General features: G+C 73.9%; 11 protein-coding genes and 2 pseudogenes. 6 read left to right on the top strand and 7 right to left on the bottom strand.

Translation table 11 applies throughout. The annotated features are described in order from the left end of the window. Window positions 1–718 precede the first annotated feature (718 nt). From TNCT6_RS31185 to TNCT6_RS31160, 6 genes and pseudogenes are all read right to left on the bottom strand, one after another. Window positions 719–1,003, bottom strand: a pseudogene (locus TNCT6_RS31185) (universal stress protein); the annotation flags it as partial. Window positions 1,004–1,051: 48 nt separating this feature from the next. Next, window positions 1,052–2,194 carry an RNA-guided endonuclease InsQ/TnpB family protein gene (locus TNCT6_RS31180; protein WP_373996216.1) on the bottom strand — a complete coding sequence of 381 codons (1,143 nt, stop codon included), beginning with the start codon at window positions 2,192–2,194 and terminating at the stop codon, window positions 1,052–1,054. A gap of 199 nt (window positions 2,195–2,393) precedes the next feature. Continuing rightward, a pseudogene (locus TNCT6_RS31175) lies at window positions 2,394–2,999 on the bottom strand (universal stress protein); the annotation flags it as partial. 124 nt (window positions 3,000–3,123) lie between these two features. Beyond that, on the bottom strand, window positions 3,124–3,366 hold the full coding sequence (locus tag TNCT6_RS31170; RefSeq protein WP_141364337.1) for a DUF397 domain-containing protein: 243 nt from the start codon (window positions 3,364–3,366) through the stop codon (window positions 3,124–3,126). A 95-nt stretch (window positions 3,367–3,461) separates the two neighbouring features. Beyond that, the gene (locus TNCT6_RS31165) at window positions 3,462–4,058 is read right to left on the bottom strand and encodes a GNAT family N-acetyltransferase (RefSeq protein ID WP_141364335.1); all 597 of its coding nucleotides are present in this window, start codon (window positions 4,056–4,058) and stop codon (window positions 3,462–3,464) included. After that, complete coding sequence (locus TNCT6_RS31160) at window positions 4,055–5,554, bottom strand: acyl-CoA synthetase (RefSeq protein WP_141364333.1); 1,500 nt, start codon at window positions 5,552–5,554, stop codon at window positions 4,055–4,057. Before TNCT6_RS31160 ends, TNCT6_RS31165 begins: the two co-directional genes overlap by 4 nt. A gap of 193 nt (window positions 5,555–5,747) precedes the next feature. Between TNCT6_RS31160 and TNCT6_RS31155 the strand changes: the two genes are divergently transcribed. From TNCT6_RS31155 to TNCT6_RS31130, 6 genes are all read left to right on the top strand, one after another. Beyond that, complete coding sequence (locus TNCT6_RS31155; RefSeq protein ID WP_141364331.1) at window positions 5,748–7,535, top strand: serine hydrolase domain-containing protein; 1,788 nt, start codon at window positions 5,748–5,750, stop codon at window positions 7,533–7,535. A gap of 357 nt (window positions 7,536–7,892) precedes the next feature. After that, the gene (locus tag TNCT6_RS31150; protein WP_141364329.1) at window positions 7,893–9,749 is read left to right on the top strand and encodes a hypothetical protein; all 1,857 of its coding nucleotides are present in this window, start codon (window positions 7,893–7,895) and stop codon (window positions 9,747–9,749) included. Window positions 9,750–9,847: 98 nt separating this feature from the next. After that, window positions 9,848–11,263: a hypothetical protein gene (locus TNCT6_RS31145; protein WP_141364328.1), complete on the top strand. Its 1,416-nt coding sequence runs from the start codon at window positions 9,848–9,850 to the stop codon at window positions 11,261–11,263. Between the two features lie 36 nt (window positions 11,264–11,299). Continuing rightward, window positions 11,300–13,900: a hypothetical protein gene (locus tag TNCT6_RS31140; protein ID WP_141364327.1), complete on the top strand. Its 2,601-nt coding sequence runs from the start codon at window positions 11,300–11,302 to the stop codon at window positions 13,898–13,900. A gap of 46 nt (window positions 13,901–13,946) precedes the next feature. Beyond that, on the top strand, window positions 13,947–15,539 hold the full coding sequence (locus TNCT6_RS31135) for a vWA domain-containing protein (protein ID WP_141364325.1): 1,593 nt from the start codon (window positions 13,947–13,949) through the stop codon (window positions 15,537–15,539). A 49-nt stretch (window positions 15,540–15,588) separates the two neighbouring features. After that, window positions 15,589–17,550: a PQQ-binding-like beta-propeller repeat protein gene (locus TNCT6_RS31130; protein ID WP_141364323.1), complete on the top strand. Its 1,962-nt coding sequence runs from the start codon at window positions 15,589–15,591 to the stop codon at window positions 17,548–17,550. A 133-nt stretch (window positions 17,551–17,683) separates the two neighbouring features. Here TNCT6_RS31130 and TNCT6_RS31125 read toward each other — a convergent pair whose 3' ends face one another. After that, window positions 17,684–19,252 carry an NAD(P)/FAD-dependent oxidoreductase gene (locus tag TNCT6_RS31125; protein WP_141364321.1) on the bottom strand — a complete coding sequence of 523 codons (1,569 nt, stop codon included), beginning with the start codon at window positions 19,250–19,252 and terminating at the stop codon, window positions 17,684–17,686. Window positions 19,253–19,298 lie beyond the last annotated feature (46 nt).

The following is a 19,298-nucleotide window of genomic DNA, read 5'->3' as shown; positions in this document are numbered from 1 at the left end:
CGGCCTGCCACGTGGCGTGAGGGCGGCCACCGGCCGGGGGTGGAATCACCCGGTGCCGCGCACGCGGTGCCGCGTGTGGTGGCGGCACGCCGCCACTGCCCGTCGGGGCTGGTCGGGAGGGCGATCAGCGGCGTGGGCGGGGCCCGCTGCGTCCGCGGTGTGAGCGGGCCCCACCGCGTCTGCGGTGCGGCCCGCCTTCTTGGTCCGGTGCGGTACGTGCATGGCGGGAGTGCGGGCCGCGGGCGGGTCGATGCCGGCGTCGCTCGACGGGCCGGATCGCACGGCGGGGGCGAGGAGGCCGCACTGCGGGGGTGAGGAACGCGGGGTCGGCGGCGCGGGCGGGTCCCCCATCCCCCCGCTCGGTTCGGTCCCATCGGCCGGTCGACAGGGTGCCACGCGGGCCGTCGTGGCGGAGGTGGTCGGGGCGAGGCCCCGAGCGAACCGCCGCGCGTCCCGGCCCGGCGAGTCCGGCCTCGTACTCACGGCAGGGAAACCGGTCGCCGTGACCAGGCGGTCTCGCCGTCACCCCCTCTCACAGCGACGACGACAGCGACACCGCCGAACGCGGGAGTGTGCCGCGACTCCTGGTCTCCCCCGACCACGACCGCGCCCCTTGCGACAGGAACCCGTCGTGCTGCCCGGTGACCAGCGCCCCCCTCGACGCGACAGCGCCACCGGCCGAGGACGCCGCCCTGCCGCGTCACCCGAGCGGCCGCCGTCACTCCTCCGGCGGGGACGGGGGGATCACCGCGATCGGGCTCGCCGCGTGCAGCAGGACGGCCTGGGTGACGGAGCCCATCATGCGGGCCGGTGCCAGCAGGCGCCGGCGGTGGCGGCCGACCACGACCAGTCCGGCGTCGCGGGAGGCGGCGACCAGCAGCCCGGCCGCGTCGCCGGGCGCCACATGGGGCTCGGCGAGCACGTCGGGGTGGCGGGCGCGGTGCGGGGCGAGGAAGCCCTCGGTCAGGGTCCGGGTCTCGCTCTCCACGGCGTCCTGGTCGACCATGAGCGTGTTGACTGCTCCCTCGCCTGAAGGCAGGGGATTCCTGGCTCAGGCAGCCCCCTGGAGCAGCGCTCCAGACGGTCTTACGCCCTCAGCACCAGCCGGGGTCAGACCAGCCCGGACGAGCATCACGGATGCGGAGTTCTTGTCTCTCGGCGAGAGGGCTCCGCATGCGGTGCACGTGTAGGTACGTTCCGAAAGGAGGAGTGCGTGCTTGGCTCTCGCACCGCACCGTGCGCAGTCCATCGTGGTGTGCGCGGGGTTGACCAGGTGCACGGCACGGCCGTGCTTGCGGCCCATTTCGACCAGGGCCTTCTTCGTGGCGCCGATCGCCGCGTCAGCCGCCTTGCTGGCCATCGAGGACTTGGCGAGGAACTTCGGACGGAAATCCTCCACCGCGATGGCATCGTGGTCGCGAACCACTGCCTTGGCCCACTTGCGGCCAGTGTCCTGCCGCTGCCGGGCGATCTTCCGATGCAGCTTCGCAGCCTGCCGCTGCGCCTTGCGGTAGCCGTTCGAGGCGGCCTGGCCCCTGTTCGGCTTCCTACGGGACATCATCCGCTGGTAGCGCGCCAGCTTCCCCGCAGCCTTCCTCCCGTGCTGCGGATGCGGAAGATCGTGGGCATCGGACGTGGTGGTCGCAAGCTCCTTCACACCCCAGTCGATACCGATCACCGCACCAGTGCGCGGCAGCGGCTGCACCTCGGCCGGAAGGACAAAGCTCGCGTACCAATGGCCGACGCCATCGCGGTACACGCGCACCGACGACGGGCCGGCCGGAAGCTGCCGCGACCACACCACCGTCAGACTGATGCCGCCCGCCAGGCGCAGCCGCCCGTCCTTGAGCCGGAAACCGCGCCGCGTGTAGTTCAGGCTCGGCCGGGAGTCCTTGAGCTTCTTATGCCCGGGCATCCCCGCGCGCCGGCGCATCGGCAGTCCCGCCTTGACGTCCTTCAACGCCTTCGCGCGGGACCTGCCGAAGTCCCGGATGATCTGCTGCTGCGGAACCGAGGAGCCCTCGCGCAGCCAGGCGTTGCCGGCGCGGGCCTCGGTCAGCATCCTGTCCAACCGCGCCGGACCGCACATCTCGCCCCCGGCGAACGCCTTCTTGGACCGGGCGACGCACTCGTTCCAGATCCAGCGGCAGCGCCCCCACTCGCCCGTCAGCTGCCTCTCGGCAGTGGCGGACACACGCAGCCGGAAAACGTACCGGGCACACCCGGCGTCCTCCGTCTCCTGCTGCTCCGCCGTCACGAGCGCCAACCTATCGGCGCGGTACGACAGTCGACGCCGTTTCGCCTGTCCGCGAAACGGCTTTCCCTGACCCGCTCCGCGGGCGACCGAATTCCTCCCCGGCCTGAAGGCCGGGGCATCCCTCGGAGGTTTTGGTGACTTCCGCCGGGGCCACCCAGGCCGGGGGCGGCCACGGGTAGGCGGCGAGCACTTGGAGCCGGGCCCCGCGCAGGGCGGCCTCCGTGAAGGCGAAGTCGAGCAAGGCGTCGTCGGGGCTGTCGACGTTGACGCCGACGACCACGCGTGGCCCCGGGCCGGCCGCCGTCTCGCCGTGGACCTCGCGGCCGGGCCGGGGCACCACGACGACCGGGCACGCGGCGTCGCGGGCCGCGGCCAGGCTGCTGGAGCCGAGCAGCAGGCTGGCGAAGCCGCCGCGCCCCCGTGAGCCGAGTACCAACAGCTGGGCGGTGGAGCCGAGTTCGGGCAACAGCGCGCCCGGAAGCCCGTCAAGACCGGCGTACTCGACTTCGGTCCCGGAGGTGCGCTCGCCCAGGTGGGCGCGTGCCAGGTCGAGCACCGGATCGCCGTCGTCGCCGGGCGGTCCGGCGACGAGGACGTCGGGCTGGGCCAGGGCCGCGTACTGACGGACGTGTACCGCCCGCAGGGGCGCCCCGCGCCGCCGGGCGGCGTCGAGGGCCCAGTCCAGGGCGCGCAGACTGTCGTCGGAGCCGTCGACGGCGGCGACGACCGGTGGGGTGCTCATGAGTTCCTCTCCTCCGGATGGCGACCTCCCCGCGGGCCCGGCGCCGCTCGGCCGCCGGCCCCTGCGGGGCTTTCAAGGTCCCCTGTCCCCGAACACGAGGGAAACTCCCCCTGTCCGTGTCCGGTCAGGTGAGATCGAACTCCCCGTGCCGTGCCCCTGACATGAACGCGCCCCACTCCGCGGGGGTGAAGATCAGGGACGGGCTTTCCGGGCTGCCGCCGTTGCGCATCGCGATGAATCCCTCGACGAAGGCGATCTGGACATCTCCCAGCCCGCCGCTGCTGGACTGCCACTGCGCGCTGCTGAGATCCAGTTCCGGCTTGTCCCATCCCGCGAGCGGGTGCTCCTGGACAGTGCTCTCGGCCACGTCCGTGCTCCTCCCCAATCGTCGTCCGCGGGTCAGCCTAGCCATCGAGTCCCGGCGTCAACAGGCCACGTGAGGGGGACTTTTCAGGAGGGGCGTCAGGCCCCGTCGGGGAGCCGTGTGCGGATGTGCAGGTGACCGTCGAGCGGGTAGTCGGGCGGCGCCGCCGGCAGGACCCCGGCCTGCTCGTAGCCGCATTTCCGCGCGACCCGGCAGGAGGCCGTGTTGTCCACCTGGTGCAGCAGCTCCAGCCGGGTCGGTCCCCGGTCCGCGAACAGGGCGAAGGTCCAGTCGGTCAGGGCCAGCAGGGCCCGCGGGGCCACTCCCCTGCCGCGCGCGTGCGCCGCGGTCCAGTAGCCCACCTCGGCGGACGGGGCACCGGGGCGGAGGCCCTTGACGACGGCGTGGCCCACCAACCGCTCGCGCGCCTCGGGCCCCTCCCGGTCCTCGTGCCCGTCGGGGCCCTGTTCCTCCAGGACGGCGAACGCGAAGCGGTCCCCCGTCTCCCAGTCCCGTTGCCGCTCCCGGATCCACCGGGCCGCGCCGGTCTCGTCGTCCACGGCCGGACCCGCCCAGCGGCGCAGTGTCTCGTCCTGGTACGTCGCGACCAGGTCGGCGGCGTCCGCCGCGCGCCAGGGGCGCAGGGTCAGCGCGGGGGTGCCGGGGGTGGCCTCCGCCGACGGGTACACCGTCACCGCGCACCGAACCGGTCGCGCAGTTCCCTCTTGAGGATCTTCCCGCTGGCGTTGCGCGGCAGTTCGTCCACGAAGATCACTTTCTTGGGAGTCTTGAACGACGCCAGCTTCTCGCGGGCATGGGCGATCAGTTCGGCCTCGGTGACCTCGCCGCGGGGGACGACGAACGCGGTGACGGCCTCGATCCACCGCTCGTCGGGAAGGCCGATCACGGCCGCCTCGGCGACCTGCGGATGAGCGTACAGAACGTCCTCGACCTGGCGCGAAGCCACCAGTACACCACCGGAGTTGATGACGTCCTTCACCCGGTCGACGACCGTGTGGTAGCCGTGCGGATCGCGCACGGCGAGGTCGCCGGAGCGGAACCAGCCCTCGCGGAACGCCTCCGCGGTCTCCTCGGGCCTGTCCCAGTAGCCCTGGCACAACTGCGGTGAGCGGTAGACGATTTCGCCGGGTGTGCCGTCGGGGACGTCCTTGCCGTCCTCGTCGACGACGCGGGCGTCCACGAAGAGCACCGGCCGGCCGCAGGAGTCCATGCGGCCCTTGTGCTCGTCGGGTCCGAGCACCATGGCCAGGGGGCCGATCTCGCTCTGGCCGAAGCAGTTGTAGAAGGCGAGTTCCGGCAGGCGTTCCCGGAGGCGTTCCAGGACCGGCACCGGCATGATCGACGCGCCGTAGTACGCCTTGCGCAGTCCGCCGAGGTCGCGGGTGGCGAAGTCGGGGCGGTCGGCCAGCCCGATCCAGACCGTGGGCGGGGCGAACAGGCTGTCCGCGCGCCCGGCCTCGACCAGGTCGAGGATCCGGTCGCCGTCGGGCGCGTCGAGGACGATGTTCGTCGCGCCCACGGCGAGGTACGGCAGCAGGAACACGTGCATCTGCGCGGAGTGGTAGAGGGGCAGCGCGTGGACGGGGCGGTCGCCCGCGCTGAGGTCGAGGGCGGTGATCGCGCTCAGGTACTCGTGGACCAGTGCCCGGTGGGTCATCATCGCGCCCTTGGGCAGGGCGGTGGTGCCCGAGGTGTACAGCAGCTGCACGAGGTCCTCGGAGCGCGGTTCGGGGCCGTCGTACGGCGGCGTGGACGGCAGCCGGGCGAGCAGCGAGTCCCCGGCGTCCCGCAGGGGCAACGCCCTCGCGGTGGCCGGGAGCCGAACGGCCAGATCCGGGTCCGTGAGGACCAGGGCGCTGCCGGACTGACCGACGATGTACGCGAGGTCGTCGCCGGTGAGGCTCTGGTTGACGGGCACGTGCACCAGGCCCGCGCGGGCGCAGGCGAGGAAGCCGATCAGGTAGGCGTCGGAGTTGTGACCGTAGGAGGCGACCCGGTCGCCGGGGGCGAGGCCCTGGCCGAGCAGGACGTTCGCCGCGCGGGAGACGGCGTCGTCGAGTTCGGCGTACGTCCAGGAGCGCTCGCCGTACTCGACGGCGACGCGTGCCGGGGTGCGGCGGGCGCTGCGCCGCAGGACTCCGTCGACCGTACTGCCGTGTCCAGGCGTCATGACAGATGATCCTGGGTCCGGCGCGGTGAGAGGTCAAGAATCTCCGTGATTCCGCCCACCCGCAGTCAGTTGACGTATCGTCGGATCGCTCCGGGAGGGCACGCACCGTTGACACAGCCCCCGCCTGACACGAAAGTTTCACCGCACACGACCATCCCCGAAAGATACTTTCAGACGGTGGGCGGGAGGCCTCATGACGAGCGACGACGCGGCAGGCAGAACAGCGGGCGGGCTGACCCGCCGCCAACTGGGTTTGGGGGCACTGGCGTTGGGCGGGGCTTTCGCGCTCGCGGCCCTTCCCGCGGGCCCGGCCGCCGCAGCCCAGGCGAACGGCAGCCCCACCCTGCGGCACGGATCCCCCGAGCGGGCCGGCCTGCTCGCCGCCCCGCTGCGCCAACTCGTGGAGGACGCCGAGGCGTTCCTCGGCCCGTCCCCCACACATCCCTGGTACGCGGGTGCCGTGCTGCTCGCCGGGCGCGGCGGAACCGTGGCGCTGCACGAGCCGATCGGCATGGCGGTGCGCTACTCGGCGTACGACGAGAAGACCGACACTGCCGTGGAGTTCCCTGCGGACCGGCGGATCCCGATGACCCGGGACACCGTCTTCGACCTGGCCTCGGTCTCCAAGCTGTTCACCTCGATGCTCGCGGTGCAGGAACTCGAGCGGGGCACGCTGGAGCTGGAGGGCAGGGTCGCGTTGTACCTCCCGGAGTTCGGGCGCGCGGGCAAGCAGGACGTCACCATCCGCCAACTCCTCACCCACACCTCGGGATTCCGGGCCTGGATCCCGCTGTACGACGCGCCGACGTACGAGCGGAAGCTGGAACTCGTCTGGAACGAGGCGCCGATCAACCCGCCCGGCACCGCGTACCTGTACTCGGACCTGAACATGATCTCCATGCAGCTGGTTCTGGAGGCGGTCACCGGGCGCGCCCTGGACACCCTGCTGCACGAGCGGATCACCGGGCCGCTGGGTCTCGACCGCACGCGCTACAACCCGCCCGCCTCCTGGAAGCCGCGGATCGCGGCCACCGAGGACGCCCGCAAGCCCTGGTCGGGCCTGGACCGCGGTCTGGTGTGGGGCGAGGTGCACGACGAGAACGCCTTCAGCCTCGGCGGTGTGGCCGGGCACGCGGGTGTGTTCTCGTGCGCGTGGGACCTCGCGGTCCTGGGCCGTACGCTGCTCAACGGCGGCGCGTACGGGCGCACCCGCATCCTGCGGCCCGAGTCGGTGGAGCTGATGTTCACCGACTTCAACACCGCCTTTCCCGGCAACGAGCACGGCCTGGGCTTCGAGCTCCACCAGCACTGGTACATGGGCGCGATGGCCACTCCGCGCACCGCGGGGCACACCGGCTTCACGGGCACGTCGCTGGTCCTCGACCCGACCACCGACTCGTTCCTGGTCGTCCTCGGCAACTCCGTGCACCCGGTGCGCAACTGGCGTTCCGGCTCCGCTCCGCGCGTCGCCACCGGCAACGATCTGGCACGGGCCGTACCGGTCCGGCCGACGCGGGGCCGCACGGCGTGGTTCTCCGGGATGGCGAGCGCCACGACGGCGTCTCTGGCCCTTCCCGCGCTCGACACCTCCGCGGGCGGCGCCCGGCTGCGGTGCGCCCTGTGGTGGGACACCGAGCCCGGGTCGGACGTGCTCGTCCTGGAGTGCACGACGGACGGGGGCGCCACCTGGCAGCCGGTGCCGTTCACCACCACGCGCCGGGGCGAGGAGCCGGAGCCGCACCCCACGGGCACCGCCACCGGCTACTCGGGCCGGGTCTGGCACGGGCTCACGGCCGGTCTCCCGGCGGCCGGACGGCTGACCCTGCGCTGGCGGTACACGACCGACCGCCTGTACGTGGGCCGCGGCGCCTACGTCGACGCCCAGCGGGTCGAGACGGGCCGCGCCGTTTTGTTCGACGAGGCGCGCCCGACGGACTCGGCCCGGGTCGAGGCGAAGGGCTGGACGGCCTCCGCGGACTGAGGAGATCGACACCCGGTCGAATTCGATCAATTCCAGCTTTCCCGCACCCGGAAAACCGTCGACAACAGAAAAAGACAAGCCCCATTCCCCTGCCTTTCTTTCAGGTTCCTTTCAGATTCCTTCCAGCCCCCCACCAGCACGGAAGCGACGGAAATAAAAGCTCACGAATACGGGTCCCATCCGCACAGCGGGCGATAATGTGAATCCGCAACCGGATGGGGGATTCCGGGTTCTGCGATCAGTCGTGGCTGCCTCAGTGACCTCTGTGTCAGGGCCGTTCCATGCCTGATTCACGTGCAACAGCGGTCGCGGGCCGCCCCCGCGGGCGCCGGCGACCGTATCGGGGGGTGAGGAACAGTGCAGTCGGACCACGGTGCGAAGGTGCGGCCGGCCGACCTTCGGGCCGCGCTCCGCGTCACGGACCTGCTGGCCGGCGGGCCCGCCGCGCGCGACACGGAACAGGACGGCGAGCGGAGCGACCGGCCGGCGCCGCCCGACCGGTACGCGGTGGCGCGGCTCCTGCCCGCGGCGGCCCCGCCGCCCGCCTGGCGGTCCGCCTGGGAGGACGTGCTCGCCCAGGAACGTGCCAGGCGGTCACGGGCGGGCCTGGGATGGGTGCTCACCCGCCTCGCCTCCGGCGACTTCCCCGCCCTGGACGTCCTGGAGGTCGGCTGTGAGCGGCTGCGCCTGCACCGGCTGGCCTACGCCCCCGGCGCGACCGGTCCGGAGCTGATCCGGCTGGCCGAGACGTCCTGGACGGAACTGGCCCCCGTGTCCGCGGCGCTCCCGCAGGAGCGGCCGAGCCGCCTGTTCCTGCTCGCCGGCGGTGCGGACGACGCCGCGGCCGGGGTGGGCGCCGCCCTGCGGAGCTCCCTGGCCGCCTTCGTGAGGAGCACGCACCGCGACGCGACGGAGCCGCTCGTGCTCGCCGTCAGGGCCGCCGGCTGGCAGCCGCTGGAGCGGGCGGCGGAGGCGGTTCGGGCACAGTCGGGCGCGCTGCTGTGCCTGCGGCTGCCCGCGCACTGGCCCCTGGCACCGGAGGACCTGACGGCCGAACTGCCGCTGCGCACCACGGTGTGGCTCGCCGCCGCCCAAGTCGACGGCGCCTCGGGGACGGTGGACCTGGTGCGCCGGCCGCTGTTCCCCGCGGGCAGCCGCGCGGACGACCGCACCGCCGCGGGACCCGTCGTACGGGTGCCGGTCACCGCGCCGCCGCCCGGCGCGACCACCGGCGAGAGCGTCGCCGCCGTCGTCTCCGCCGGGCGGGACGAACCGGCGTCCCGGTGGCGCTCGCTGCGCATCGACCGGCTCGAACTGCCGCCCGGCTCCCGGACCACGCTGTCCTACTCCCTGCGTGGAAGAAGCCGGGTGGAACTGGGCTACGACGGCCACCACGAACCCGAGACCTCCCCCTGGACCGCGCTGGCCTCCAGCACCCCCCGGCAGCTCTCCCGGCCCTGCCCGGTCGACCTGATGGTCGCCGTGGAGGTCTCCGGTCCGCAGGCCGACGGGGGCACCGCGGTCGAGGAGCGCCTCCAGGAGGCCGCGGCCGTCGTCACCGCCGTACAGGACGCCGTCGGCGGCGAGGACACGCTCCGGGTGGGCCTGATCGGCTACCGCGACCACGACCCGCTCCACCGGCCTCGCGACCACGACCCCGTCGTGCACCGGGTGGGGATGTCGGCGGCGCCGGACGCGGCACGGGCGCTGGAGTCCTGGCGCCCCTGCCCCCTGCGGCACGACTTCGCCACCGGGCTGGAGCACGTGCCCGGGGAACTGCCCGGGTGGCGCCACCAGTGGCGCACCGACAGCCACCGGGTGCTGCTCGTCGTCGGCTCCCGGCCGCCGCACCCGCGGGCCCGCCCGCCCCAGGTCCTGCGGCGCGGCGCCCCCGTACGCATCTGCCCCGACCGGCTGGACTGGCAGGCCGAACTGGACGCGGCACGCCGCCACGAGGGCGTCGCCTGCGTGGCGGTCGTGGACGAACCGGCCTGGATGGACGAGCTGGTGGGCGAACCCCACCTGGCGTACTGGGCCGACCACGCCTGGGGCGCGTTCGGCACCGAGGGGCGGTTCATCGCGGGGCACGATCCGCGGCAGATCGCCGCCGCCGTCGCCGCACCCGCGCTGTGCCTGCCCCAGGACGGCGCGCCGATCCGGCTGGTCGTCGCCGACGGCACGGCCGCCGACTGGCAGCACGCCGTGGCCGGCTGACGAGGACCTCACCCACACACCGGTGCGCGCGCACGCGCGGACCGGACCACCACCGTGCGGCGGACGACATCCGCCGCCCGTCAAGCGGGAGCACATCCATGGTCGACGACGACGCGCGGTCCGAGCGCGCCCGGGAAGCCGAACCGGACCGCAGGCAACAGGACCGGGAGCAGGGGCCGTTGGACGTCCTGGGCCGGTCCACCCTCGTCGGGGGCCTGGCGGCCCTGCCCCCACCGCCGACCGCCGCCCCGCCCGCCGGTTCCGCGGCCGGCACCGGAACCGCGCCCCCTCGCCTCCGTCCGGGAAACCCGGGCGCGCGGAAGGACCGGGCGCGCCCGTCCACCGCGCCCGCGCCCCGGTCCGCGCCGGAGGACGAGGCGCTGCCCAGCGTCTTCCTGGAGAAGCTGGACGAGCCGGCCGCGCCCGCACGCGCCGACAAACCCGCCAAGCCCGCCAAGTCCGGCCGGAAGGGGGCGGCCGCGGAGCAGCGCGAGAAGCAGGACGCGGCCCCGCAGGAGCCGGAGGACCGGACCTCCTCGCCCGAGTCGACGATCACCCTCTGGGGCGGTATGCAGAGCGGCAAGTCCACGCTGCTGGCCGCCCTCTCCCGGGCCGTTCAGGACCCGCTGTACGGAAAGTGGACCATCTATCCGGACGACCACGTCTCCCAGAAGTTCCTGGGCGACCTGGCGCGTCTCCTGTACCGCGAGCGCAAGTTCCCCAACGCGACGCTGACCGAGCAGCGCCCGGTCCGCTTCACGCTGGCCGGGGACCTCACCGGGACCCGCTTCTCCCGCGCCGGACGCAGACTCTTCCGGCGCGGCGGCGACCGCGGACGCGACCTGACGGAGTTCAAGGTCACCGTCCGCGACCTGCCCGGGGAGGCGTTCGACCTGCGCTCGCAGACCGGGGCCGCCTACGGAAGCAGGCTGATCAAGGACCTCGGCGCCTCGCGGGCCATGGTCTACGTGGTCGATCCCGTCCGCGAGTGGCAGGTCAACGGCGACGACGGACCGGTGACCAAGGACGCCCGGCAGAACGCGGACTTCTTCACCGACGTCCTCGGCGGGGTGGCCACCGAGATCAACATGCGCCGTGAGCGCCAGGGCAACTTCCTGCCGCACAGCATCGCCGTGTGCCTGGCGAAGTTCGACGACGACCGGGTCTTCCGCTTCGCCTGCGAGCAGGGCAACGTCCGGGTCAACCCCCGTACCGGACAACCCGAGGTCATGGACGCCAAGCGGCTGTTCGACGGGTTGTGCCACGCGTTCCCGCACGGCAGCCTGCACGAGATCCGGCAGCAGATCGAGCAGTTCTTCGCACCCGAGCGCGTCGGCTACTTCGTCTGCTCCGCCGTCGGTTTCTGGGTCGACCCCGAGCGGGGGTTCGACTTCGAGAACCCGTACCTGATCAACCACGTCGAGGACAGCGTGCGCTTCGTGGCGCCGCCCAGGCCCGTCAACGTCCTCGAACCGTTCCTCTTCCTGCGGGGCTTCGGCCCGACGCAGTCCTGATCCGGCACCGAACACCCGCATGAGGAAGGACACGCCATGGCACCGGGGCTGATCGCCGACTGGGCCCTGTGGGGCAAGGAGCCCCACACCAGCAGCGGATACGGGGTTCTCGCCGCCCACCCGCCCGGCCGCAGCGCCGAGTTCAACGCCGCCGTCCACCACTGGTCGCCGGGTACTCCGGAGCCCGGCGACCCGTTGCCGTGGATCACCATCGGATGCGCCGGGGGCCCGGACGGGGCCGGCACGGTCGGGGTCTTCCTGCTGGACGGCACGGACGGCGTGGACGGCAGCAACCGTGCGATCCACCGGATCAACCACTTCGCCGTCCCCTACGCGGCGATCGGGGCGGCGGGCATCGGCTGGTGCGCGCTGGCCCGGGCCGCCCACACCGCGGCCGCGGCCGCGGGCCTGTCCGGCGCCGGCGCCGGACCCGCGCACCTCGCCTTCCACGAGGAGGACCTGCTGGTCACCGATGTCAGCGCCAACATCACCCCCCGGGTCTCGGAGCTCACCCGGTGGCTGGCGGCCGCCGCGGCCCATCTGCTGGACGGCCCGGTGGCGGTGACGGGCGACCGCCACCACGAGCCGTTCCAACTGCTGCGCGTCCTGGACTCCGTGGCCGCCCTGCTGCCCTTCGGCATGCGCAGCACCCTGTCCGCGGCCAGCTCGACGTCCTCGGGCTCCGAGGTGCCCATGCGGCTGTACTGGGGTGACGCCGACGGCTCCCCCGGGGTGACCGGCCTGACCCTGAGCGGCGAACTGCCCGATCTCGGCGAGCTGTCCCCGCAGGCGCGCAGCTACCACGATCTGCTCATCGAGAACTGGACCGCGCACGGCGGCGACGCCGTCGTCCGGCATCTGGCCGACGCCCGCGAGCCGTTGGACATCTCGGGGCCCGAGGCGCACGCGCGGGCGCTGGAGGTACTGGAGGCCCTGGACCCCTCGCTGGCGGTCGTCCAGGCCGTCTCCGAGGGCCAGGAGGTGGGCGCCGACCGGATCAACCAGGCCCTGCGCACGCCCGGGATCAGCACCGGAGCGCTCGCCGTCCTCGCGGGGAAGGCACTGACGGACCCGGACACCGGAATGGAGGCCCTGGCGCCCCTGATGTCGAGCCCCGTCGTCTCCCAGGCCTTCCGCGACCAGCTCTTCGACGATCTGCTGCACGGGCGGACGGACGTGGCCCGCCGCGACTTCGAGAACATGCGCGCCGCCCTCACCTCCACCGGGCGGAGCCTGGATCCCCTGGACGAGGTCCTGGCCGGCGTCATGGACGAGGTCCGGGCCCGCTGCCCGCAGGGCGTGCCGGATCCCGTGACCGAGCGGCTGCTGCCCGCCGTCGCTCCGTTCACCGAGGGCACCATGCGCTTCACGCAGTCCATGCTGCGTCAGGTCCCCGGCCTGGCGGGCGGCCTGGTCCGGGCCCTGTACGAACAGACCGACCCGGGCGTCCTCGTCCGCGCCTGGCTGCGGTGGCTGTGCGGTGAAGCCGGGCCCGAACGCCGGACGGACATCGCAGGCAGCCCGGAACTCCCGCTGCTGTACGCCCTGTTGCGTTCCGGCACCGGACCGGCCGAGGCCGACAGGAAGTGGGCCGTGGGCCACCCCGAGGCGGCTGCACGTCTGCTGGAGGGCGCGGTCGTCTGCGGAGCCGTCGACGAAGTCCTGCTGCCCGGCTTCTTCCAGGGGCTCCTCGGCTGTGTACTCCGCTCCCCCTCCACGGCGGACGACGCCCCGACCCACTCGCCGCTCCGGCGCACTCTGGACCGGCCGCCCGCCCGGATGCGGCCGGAGACCGCGGCCCACTGGGACGTGCTGTGCCTCCTGGCCGGCCTGCCTCCGTCGGGCTTCCTCACCCTGGCCGCCGCGGCGCCGCAGCCCGGCGCCGCGGGCCCCTCGGGGCGGGTCGACACCTATGTCTCGGCCCTGCGGGCGGCGCTCCACCCACGCCCCGCGCAGCAGCACGCGACCACTGTGGTCCACCTCCTGCTCGACCAGGCCCTGTCGGTCGACAGGACCACCGGTGCCGGTCCGGGACAGGCCGGCCGCGACCTCACCCTGCGCCTGTCGGACTGGCCCGACCCCTGCCCGCGGATCGTCCTCGACGCCGTGCACCGGCTCGCCACCGAGGCGCCGCACTGGCGCGAGACGCCCGAGGACCAGCGGTGGCTCCCGCGCATCGCCGACCGCCTGCCCCGGCTGCGGCCCGTGATCGCCCTGCGCGAGGTCTACCGCCTGGCGGCGCGCTGCTCGGGCATCCCGGAGGACTGCGAGAAGCTGGCCGTGCAGGCCTGCGCGGCACGACGAACGGGCGCGGAGAACGACCAGCTCGCCGCGGCCCTGCAGACCTGGGCCGCCCACGGACGCGTCGGCGAACGCGTCCTCGCCCTGCTCGAGGCGTACGAGCTGGCCTGGACCTCGTACGACGCGACCGGCCGCGCCGCCGAGGAGCGCGAGCACCTGGAACTCGCCCTCATCCGGGGCAGTACGGGCCACCGGATCTGGTCGCACTACCGCGATCACGCGATCGGCAGGCAGGCACGCCTGAAGGACGAACTCGACCGGCAGAGCCGGCAGTGCGACCGGGAGATCGCCCGGCTGCGCAAGCTCGACTCCCTCGCCGCCCGCACCCGTACCTGAACGACGCACGACCCCACCACGCACGACCCCAGGGGGACGCCACCTCATGCCCACCACCCGGGCCACGGCCCACCGAGCCGCGCTGCTCACCCTTACCTTCCTGCTGGCTCTGAGCGGCGCGGCGCCCGCCGCGGCCGCGGACCCACCGGCGCCGCGCGACGACATCTACCGCGCGCTGAAGGTCGACGACGTCCCGGCGGCCTACGTCGTCCTCGTCGACGTCTCCAGCTCCATGCAGGACCGGGGCCCCGACGGCGTACCGCTCTACACCACGGTCAAGCGGCGCCTGGCCGACTTCCTCGACTCGCTGACGCCCGCCGACCAGGTCGCCGTCGTCACCTTCGGCCGGGCGACCGGCGTCGTCCACCCGATGTCCCCGGCGAACCGCACGGACGGCCTGTTCACCAGGGAACTCCCCCAGTCCGCCAAGGAGTCGGCGAGCGACCACGGCGCCGCGCTGGACGCCGCCGCCGACCAGCTCGACCACAGCGCGGCCCCGGTCGGCGCGGTGCTGATGCTCACCGACGGCGCCGTCAACGCGCCGGGCAGCCCTTACGCCCGTCCGGGCAGCACGGCCTGGCAGCGGCTGAAGTCGCGCTACGCCGCGCTGGGCGCGGACCGCAAGATCATGGGCTACGGGCTTCCGCTCGCCGAGGGCACCGGGGTCTCCGACGTCCTCGGCAACGCCTTCGGCGCCCCGAGGATCCTGCCGGTCGACCCCACGGCCCTCGGCTCGCAGCTCAGCGCCGCCAAGGACCAGGTCCGCGCGCAGAAGGCGGTGTCCCTGCTCCGCGCCGACCAGGGCGGCACGGTCACCGTGTCGGTCGCCGGCGAGGGGGTGCGCGGGGCGGGTGGCGAACACGTCACCGTGGGCACCGGGGACCGTACCGGTGTCCGCTCCCGGACGCTGCGGGTGACGCTGGAGTCGAAAGCCCGGCACGTGCCGCTGACCGTCCGGCTGACGACCACCGGGAGCGCCGGCGGTCCGCGGTCGACCCCGGCCGGGCCGACCGCTCCCGTCACCCTGCGTCCGGGTGAGAAGAAGACCGTGCCGATGACGCTGACCTGGCGTCAGGAGCCCCGGTTCAGCCTCGTCCCCGGCTCCCGCGACTTCCAGGCGCGGGTGGGTCTGCGCGCCGAGGTCTCCTCGGCGTGGACGACGACGGTCCGCGGCTCCCTCGGCGAGTCGACGTTCTCCACCGGCGAGCCGGTCGTCACCGCGCTGGACCTGCGGGGCACGGTGCCCGGCCGCCCGCCCGGCTGGCTCTACCCCCTCGTGCTGCTCGTCCTGCTGCTGGGCTCCGCCCTCGTCTGGCACGTCCACCGGCGGCGCAACCCCGAGCTGAGCGGGTTCCTGGTTGTCACCGACCTGCGGACCGGGAACCGCCGGACGATCCCGCTGCACGGCCGGGAGGTCACCCAGGAGACGGACGCCGGGCAGGTGCGGGCCAGGGTCACCGTACGCGGCCGGCAGGAGGCCGGACGCCCGGTCCTCGTCGTGCGGTGCGAACGCGACGCCCCGCGCGCGGGCGGGGAGCGGCTGCGCGACACCGGCACCTGCGAGCTGGGCAAGTCCACCGTGCTGTGCGGCATCGGCTTCTCCCACGCGACGGAGAACGAGGCGGTCGTCCTTCAGTGACCCCCTCCCAGCCGGGCGCCACGGAGCGGCCCGGAGAAAGGACGTGGACATGGTGATGCCGCTGGATGCGGACGGCGATCCGCCGGAGGCCGCCGGTTTCCGGCTGCTGGGCAGACTGGGCACGGGCGGGTTCGGCACGGTCTACCTCGGCCGGCGGCCGGGTGAACGGCACGGCCCGGACACGCTGGCGGCCGTGAAGCTCCTCAAACACGAGTTCACCGACGACGCCCAGCACATGCAGCGCTTCCACCAGGAGAGCAAGGCGCTTGAGCGCTGCAGGGGCGCGCGCATCCCCGAACTGCTCGCGCTCGACTTCGGCGCCGGGCGGCGGCCCACGCTGGCCACCCGCTTCATCCCCGGCCTGTCGCTGTACCGGGTCGTGGAGGAGCACGGCGGCCCGCTGCCCCGCGACACGGTGCACACGCTCGCCGCCGAACTCCTCGACACCCTCGGCACCGCGCACCGCAAGGGGCTGCTGCACCGGGACCTGCACCCGGGGAACATCCTGCTGACCCACGACGGTCCGTGGATCATCGACTTCGGGCTGACCCGGATCCGCGGCCAGCGGGTCACGCTCACCCTCGACATGGTCATCGGCCACCCGCACTTCTGCGCCCCCGAGCAGGTGCGGGGGCTGGCCAGGACCGGGCTCGCGACCGACGTCTTCGGCATCGCCGGCATCGTCCTGTACGCCCTCACCGGCCACCCGCCGTACACGGCCGAGAACGACGCCCGGGCCATGCTGGTGCGCCGGGTCAGCGGGGCCGCGCCCGACCTGTCCGGGCTGCCGGACGACACCACGGGCCGGCTGATCCGCGCCTGTCTGGCCGAGGATCCGGCCGACCGCCCCCGGCTGGACGAGGTCGCCGACGGCTTCGGCCGGCCGGGCGCGCTGCGGCTGCCGGAGGACGTGGGCCGCACCCTGACCGCCTACCGCGCGGAACTGCGGGACTTCCTGGCCGGGGCGGGCAACGCCGCCGATCTGACCGTGCCGTTCCGTCCGGGACGGCGCAGCTGGAGCGCCGACGTCGGGGAGTGGCCGCAGTGCGTCGTGGCCACCGAGGAGGACGGGGTGGTCGTGGCCGACGGCGGCGGCGCGGTGCGCTGGCTGGACGCGGCCACGGGCCGGGAGAAGGTCCGCAGGCCGGACTTCACCGCTCCGGTGCAGTTGTGCGCGGACGGCGACGTGCTGCTGGTGTGCGACGCCGACGGCCGGCTGGAGTCCTGGGACATCCGGCAGCACCGCCTGTGGTGGTCCTCGGCCACCGGCAGCCTCGCCCATGCCCGGGTGCTGCTGCGCGGGCGGAGCGTGTTCCTCGGCGACGTGACCGGCCGGCTGCACCACTTCGACGCGGTCACCCGCCGGCTGTGGTGGGAGACCGACCCCCTCACCGACACGTCGGGCGCCCCGGCCGTCCCGGTGGTCGCCGGCGCCCGGCACGTGTACCTGTCGGCCGAGCGGGGCGCGGAGATCCTCGCCGTCGACGACGAGGACGGCGCCCTGGCCTGGAAGGCGCCCGCACGGCTGCCGGCCCCGGTCCTGGCACCGCCGCTGCCGTGGGAGGAGCACCTGGTGGTCGCGGACGGGGAGGGAACGGTGCGGTGCCTGGCGGCCGCCGACGGCTCCGCCGTGTGGGAGGTCCGGCTCGGCGCGCCGGTGGTGGCCCCGCCGGTCCGGGTGCTCGACACGGTGATCGTCGGGGACGTCGCGGGCACGGTCCACTGCCTGGGCGCCGCGGCCGGCGAGCCGGTCTGGCGCGCGCACCACGGGGAGCGGGAGGAGTTCTTCGCGCTGTGCTCCGACGGGGCCGCGGTGTACGCGGGCGGCTGGAGCGGCCGGCTGCATCTGCTGGACGCGGCGGACGGGGCGTCGCTGCAGAGCTTCGACCTCGGCGGCCAGATCCTGGCCACGGCCTGCTCCCCCGGTGGCCGCAGCGTTCACGCCGCCTCGTCCGGCGGAACCCTGCACACACTGCCCGCCGCGGCGGCGAACACCACCATGGTCCGGTAGCGGAGGGGGGTGCGGGTGTGCGGGAGCGGGTCTCCACGGTGCGGGGCACGGGACGCCGCTCTCCACCGGGCGGGGACGCGGAAGCGCCGGTCCCCACCGCACCGGGTGTGCGAGGGCGAGGGGCGCCGCGTCCTCAGGCGTCCCGGCCTTCGAGCACCGCCATGGCGGCGTTGTGCCCGGGCACTCCGCTGACCCCGCCGCCGCGCACCGCGCCCGCGCCGCACAGCAGCACGTTGGCGTGCCGGGTCTCCACGCCCCAGCGGCCGGTGCCCTCCTGGGCGTATGGCCAGCTCAACGCCCGGTGGAAGATGTTGCCGCCGGGCAGGCCCAGGTCCCGCTCCAGGTCCAGCGGGGTCTTCGCCTCGATGCAGGGCCGTCCGTCGGCGTCGGTGGCCAGGCAGTCGGCGAGCGGTTCGGCGAGGTGCGCGTCGAGCTGCGCGAGGGTCGACTGCAGCAGCTCCCCGCGTACGGCGTCGTTGTCCCGGGCGAAGAGCCGGGCGGGCGTGTGCAGGCCGAACAGGGTGAGCGTCTGGTAGCCCTGTTCGATCAGGTCGGGGCCGAGGATGGTCGGGTCGGTCAGGGAGTGGCAGTAGATCTCGGAGGGCGGCGCGGCGGGCAGCTCGCCCGCGGCGGCCCGCGCGTGGGCGTCGGCGAGCTGCCGGTACCCCTCGGCGATGTGGAAGGTCCCGGCGAAGGCCTCGCGCGGGTCGACGGCGGTGTCGCGGAGCCTGGGCAGCCGCTTGAGCAGCATGTTCACCTTCAGCTGGGCGCCCTCGGCGGGCTCCGGCGGCTCCTCGCCGGTCAGCGCGGCCAGGACCTGCGGGGAGGCGTTCACCAGCACGTGCCGGGCGCCGACGGTGGCCTCGCCGTCGCGGGTACGGTACGTGACCTCCGCGGCGCGCCCGTCGCTCGCCACCCGGGCCACCTCGTGGCCGGTGGCGATGACGGCGCCGGCCCGGCGGGCCGCGGCGGCGAGGGCATCGGTCAGGGCACCCATGCCGCCGACCGGTACGTCCCAGTCGCCGGTGCCGCCGCCGATCACGTGGTACAGGAAGCAGCGGTTCTGTGCCAGGGACGGGTCGTGGGCGTCGGCGAAGGTGCCGATGAGGGCGTCGGTGAGGACCACTCCGCGTACGAGGTCGTCGGCGAAGCGGTCCTCGACGGCGACGCCGATCGGCTCCTCGAACAGGATCCGCCAGGCATCCTCGTCGTCGACGCGGCGGCGCAGTTCCTCGCGGGTGGGCAGCGGCTCGGTGAGCGTGGGGAAGACCCTGCGGGCGAGGCGGCCGGTCATTGCGTAGAAGCACTGCCAGGCCTCCCACTCGCGGTCGGAGCCGGTGAGCCGGGCGAACGCCTCGCGGGTCCGCTCCTCGCCGCCGCCCACGAGCAGTCCGGTGGGCCGCCCCGCGCGTTCGACGGGCGTGTACGAGGAGATCGTGCGGGTACGCAGCCGGAAGTCCAGGCCCAGGTCCTGGACGATCTTCCGGGGCAGCAGGCTGACCAGGTAGGAGTAGCGGGACAGCCGTGCGTCCACGCCGGCGAACGGCCGGGTGGAGACGGCGGCGCCCCCGGTGTGGTCCAGCCGCTCCAGCACGAGCACCGACCGTCCGGCCCGGGCCAGGTAGGCGGCGGCGACCAGTCCGTTGTGCCCGCCGCCGACGATGACGACGTCGTACGTCCCGTGTCCCTCGTGTGCGCTCATGGTCCTTCGTAACACGCGGTGATCCACTTCGGCCAGGGCATGGCCC

Source organism: Streptomyces sp. 6-11-2 (assembly GCF_006540305.1).
In the GTDB taxonomy this organism is placed as follows: Bacteria; Actinomycetota; Actinomycetes; order Streptomycetales; family Streptomycetaceae; genus Streptomyces.
This window is presented reverse-complemented; position numbering and strand designations above follow the sequence as displayed.

Coding starts and splice junctions, on each gene's coding strand:
- TNCT6_RS31160 (WP_141364333.1), bottom strand. CDS start 5,554: ATGACGCCTGGACACGGCAGTACGGTCGACGGAGTCCTGCGGCGCAGC.
- TNCT6_RS31155 (WP_141364331.1), top strand. CDS start 5,748: ATGACGAGCGACGACGCGGCAGGCAGAACAGCGGGCGGGCTGACCCGC.
- TNCT6_RS31145 (WP_141364328.1), top strand. CDS start 9,848: ATGGTCGACGACGACGCGCGGTCCGAGCGCGCCCGGGAAGCCGAACCG.
- TNCT6_RS31140 (WP_141364327.1), top strand. CDS start 11,300: ATGGCACCGGGGCTGATCGCCGACTGGGCCCTGTGGGGCAAGGAGCCC.
- TNCT6_RS31135 (WP_141364325.1), top strand. CDS start 13,947: ATGCCCACCACCCGGGCCACGGCCCACCGAGCCGCGCTGCTCACCCTT.
- TNCT6_RS31130 (WP_141364323.1), top strand. CDS start 15,589: ATGGTGATGCCGCTGGATGCGGACGGCGATCCGCCGGAGGCCGCCGGT.
- TNCT6_RS31125 (WP_141364321.1), bottom strand. CDS start 19,252: ATGAGCGCACACGAGGGACACGGGACGTACGACGTCGTCATCGTCGGC.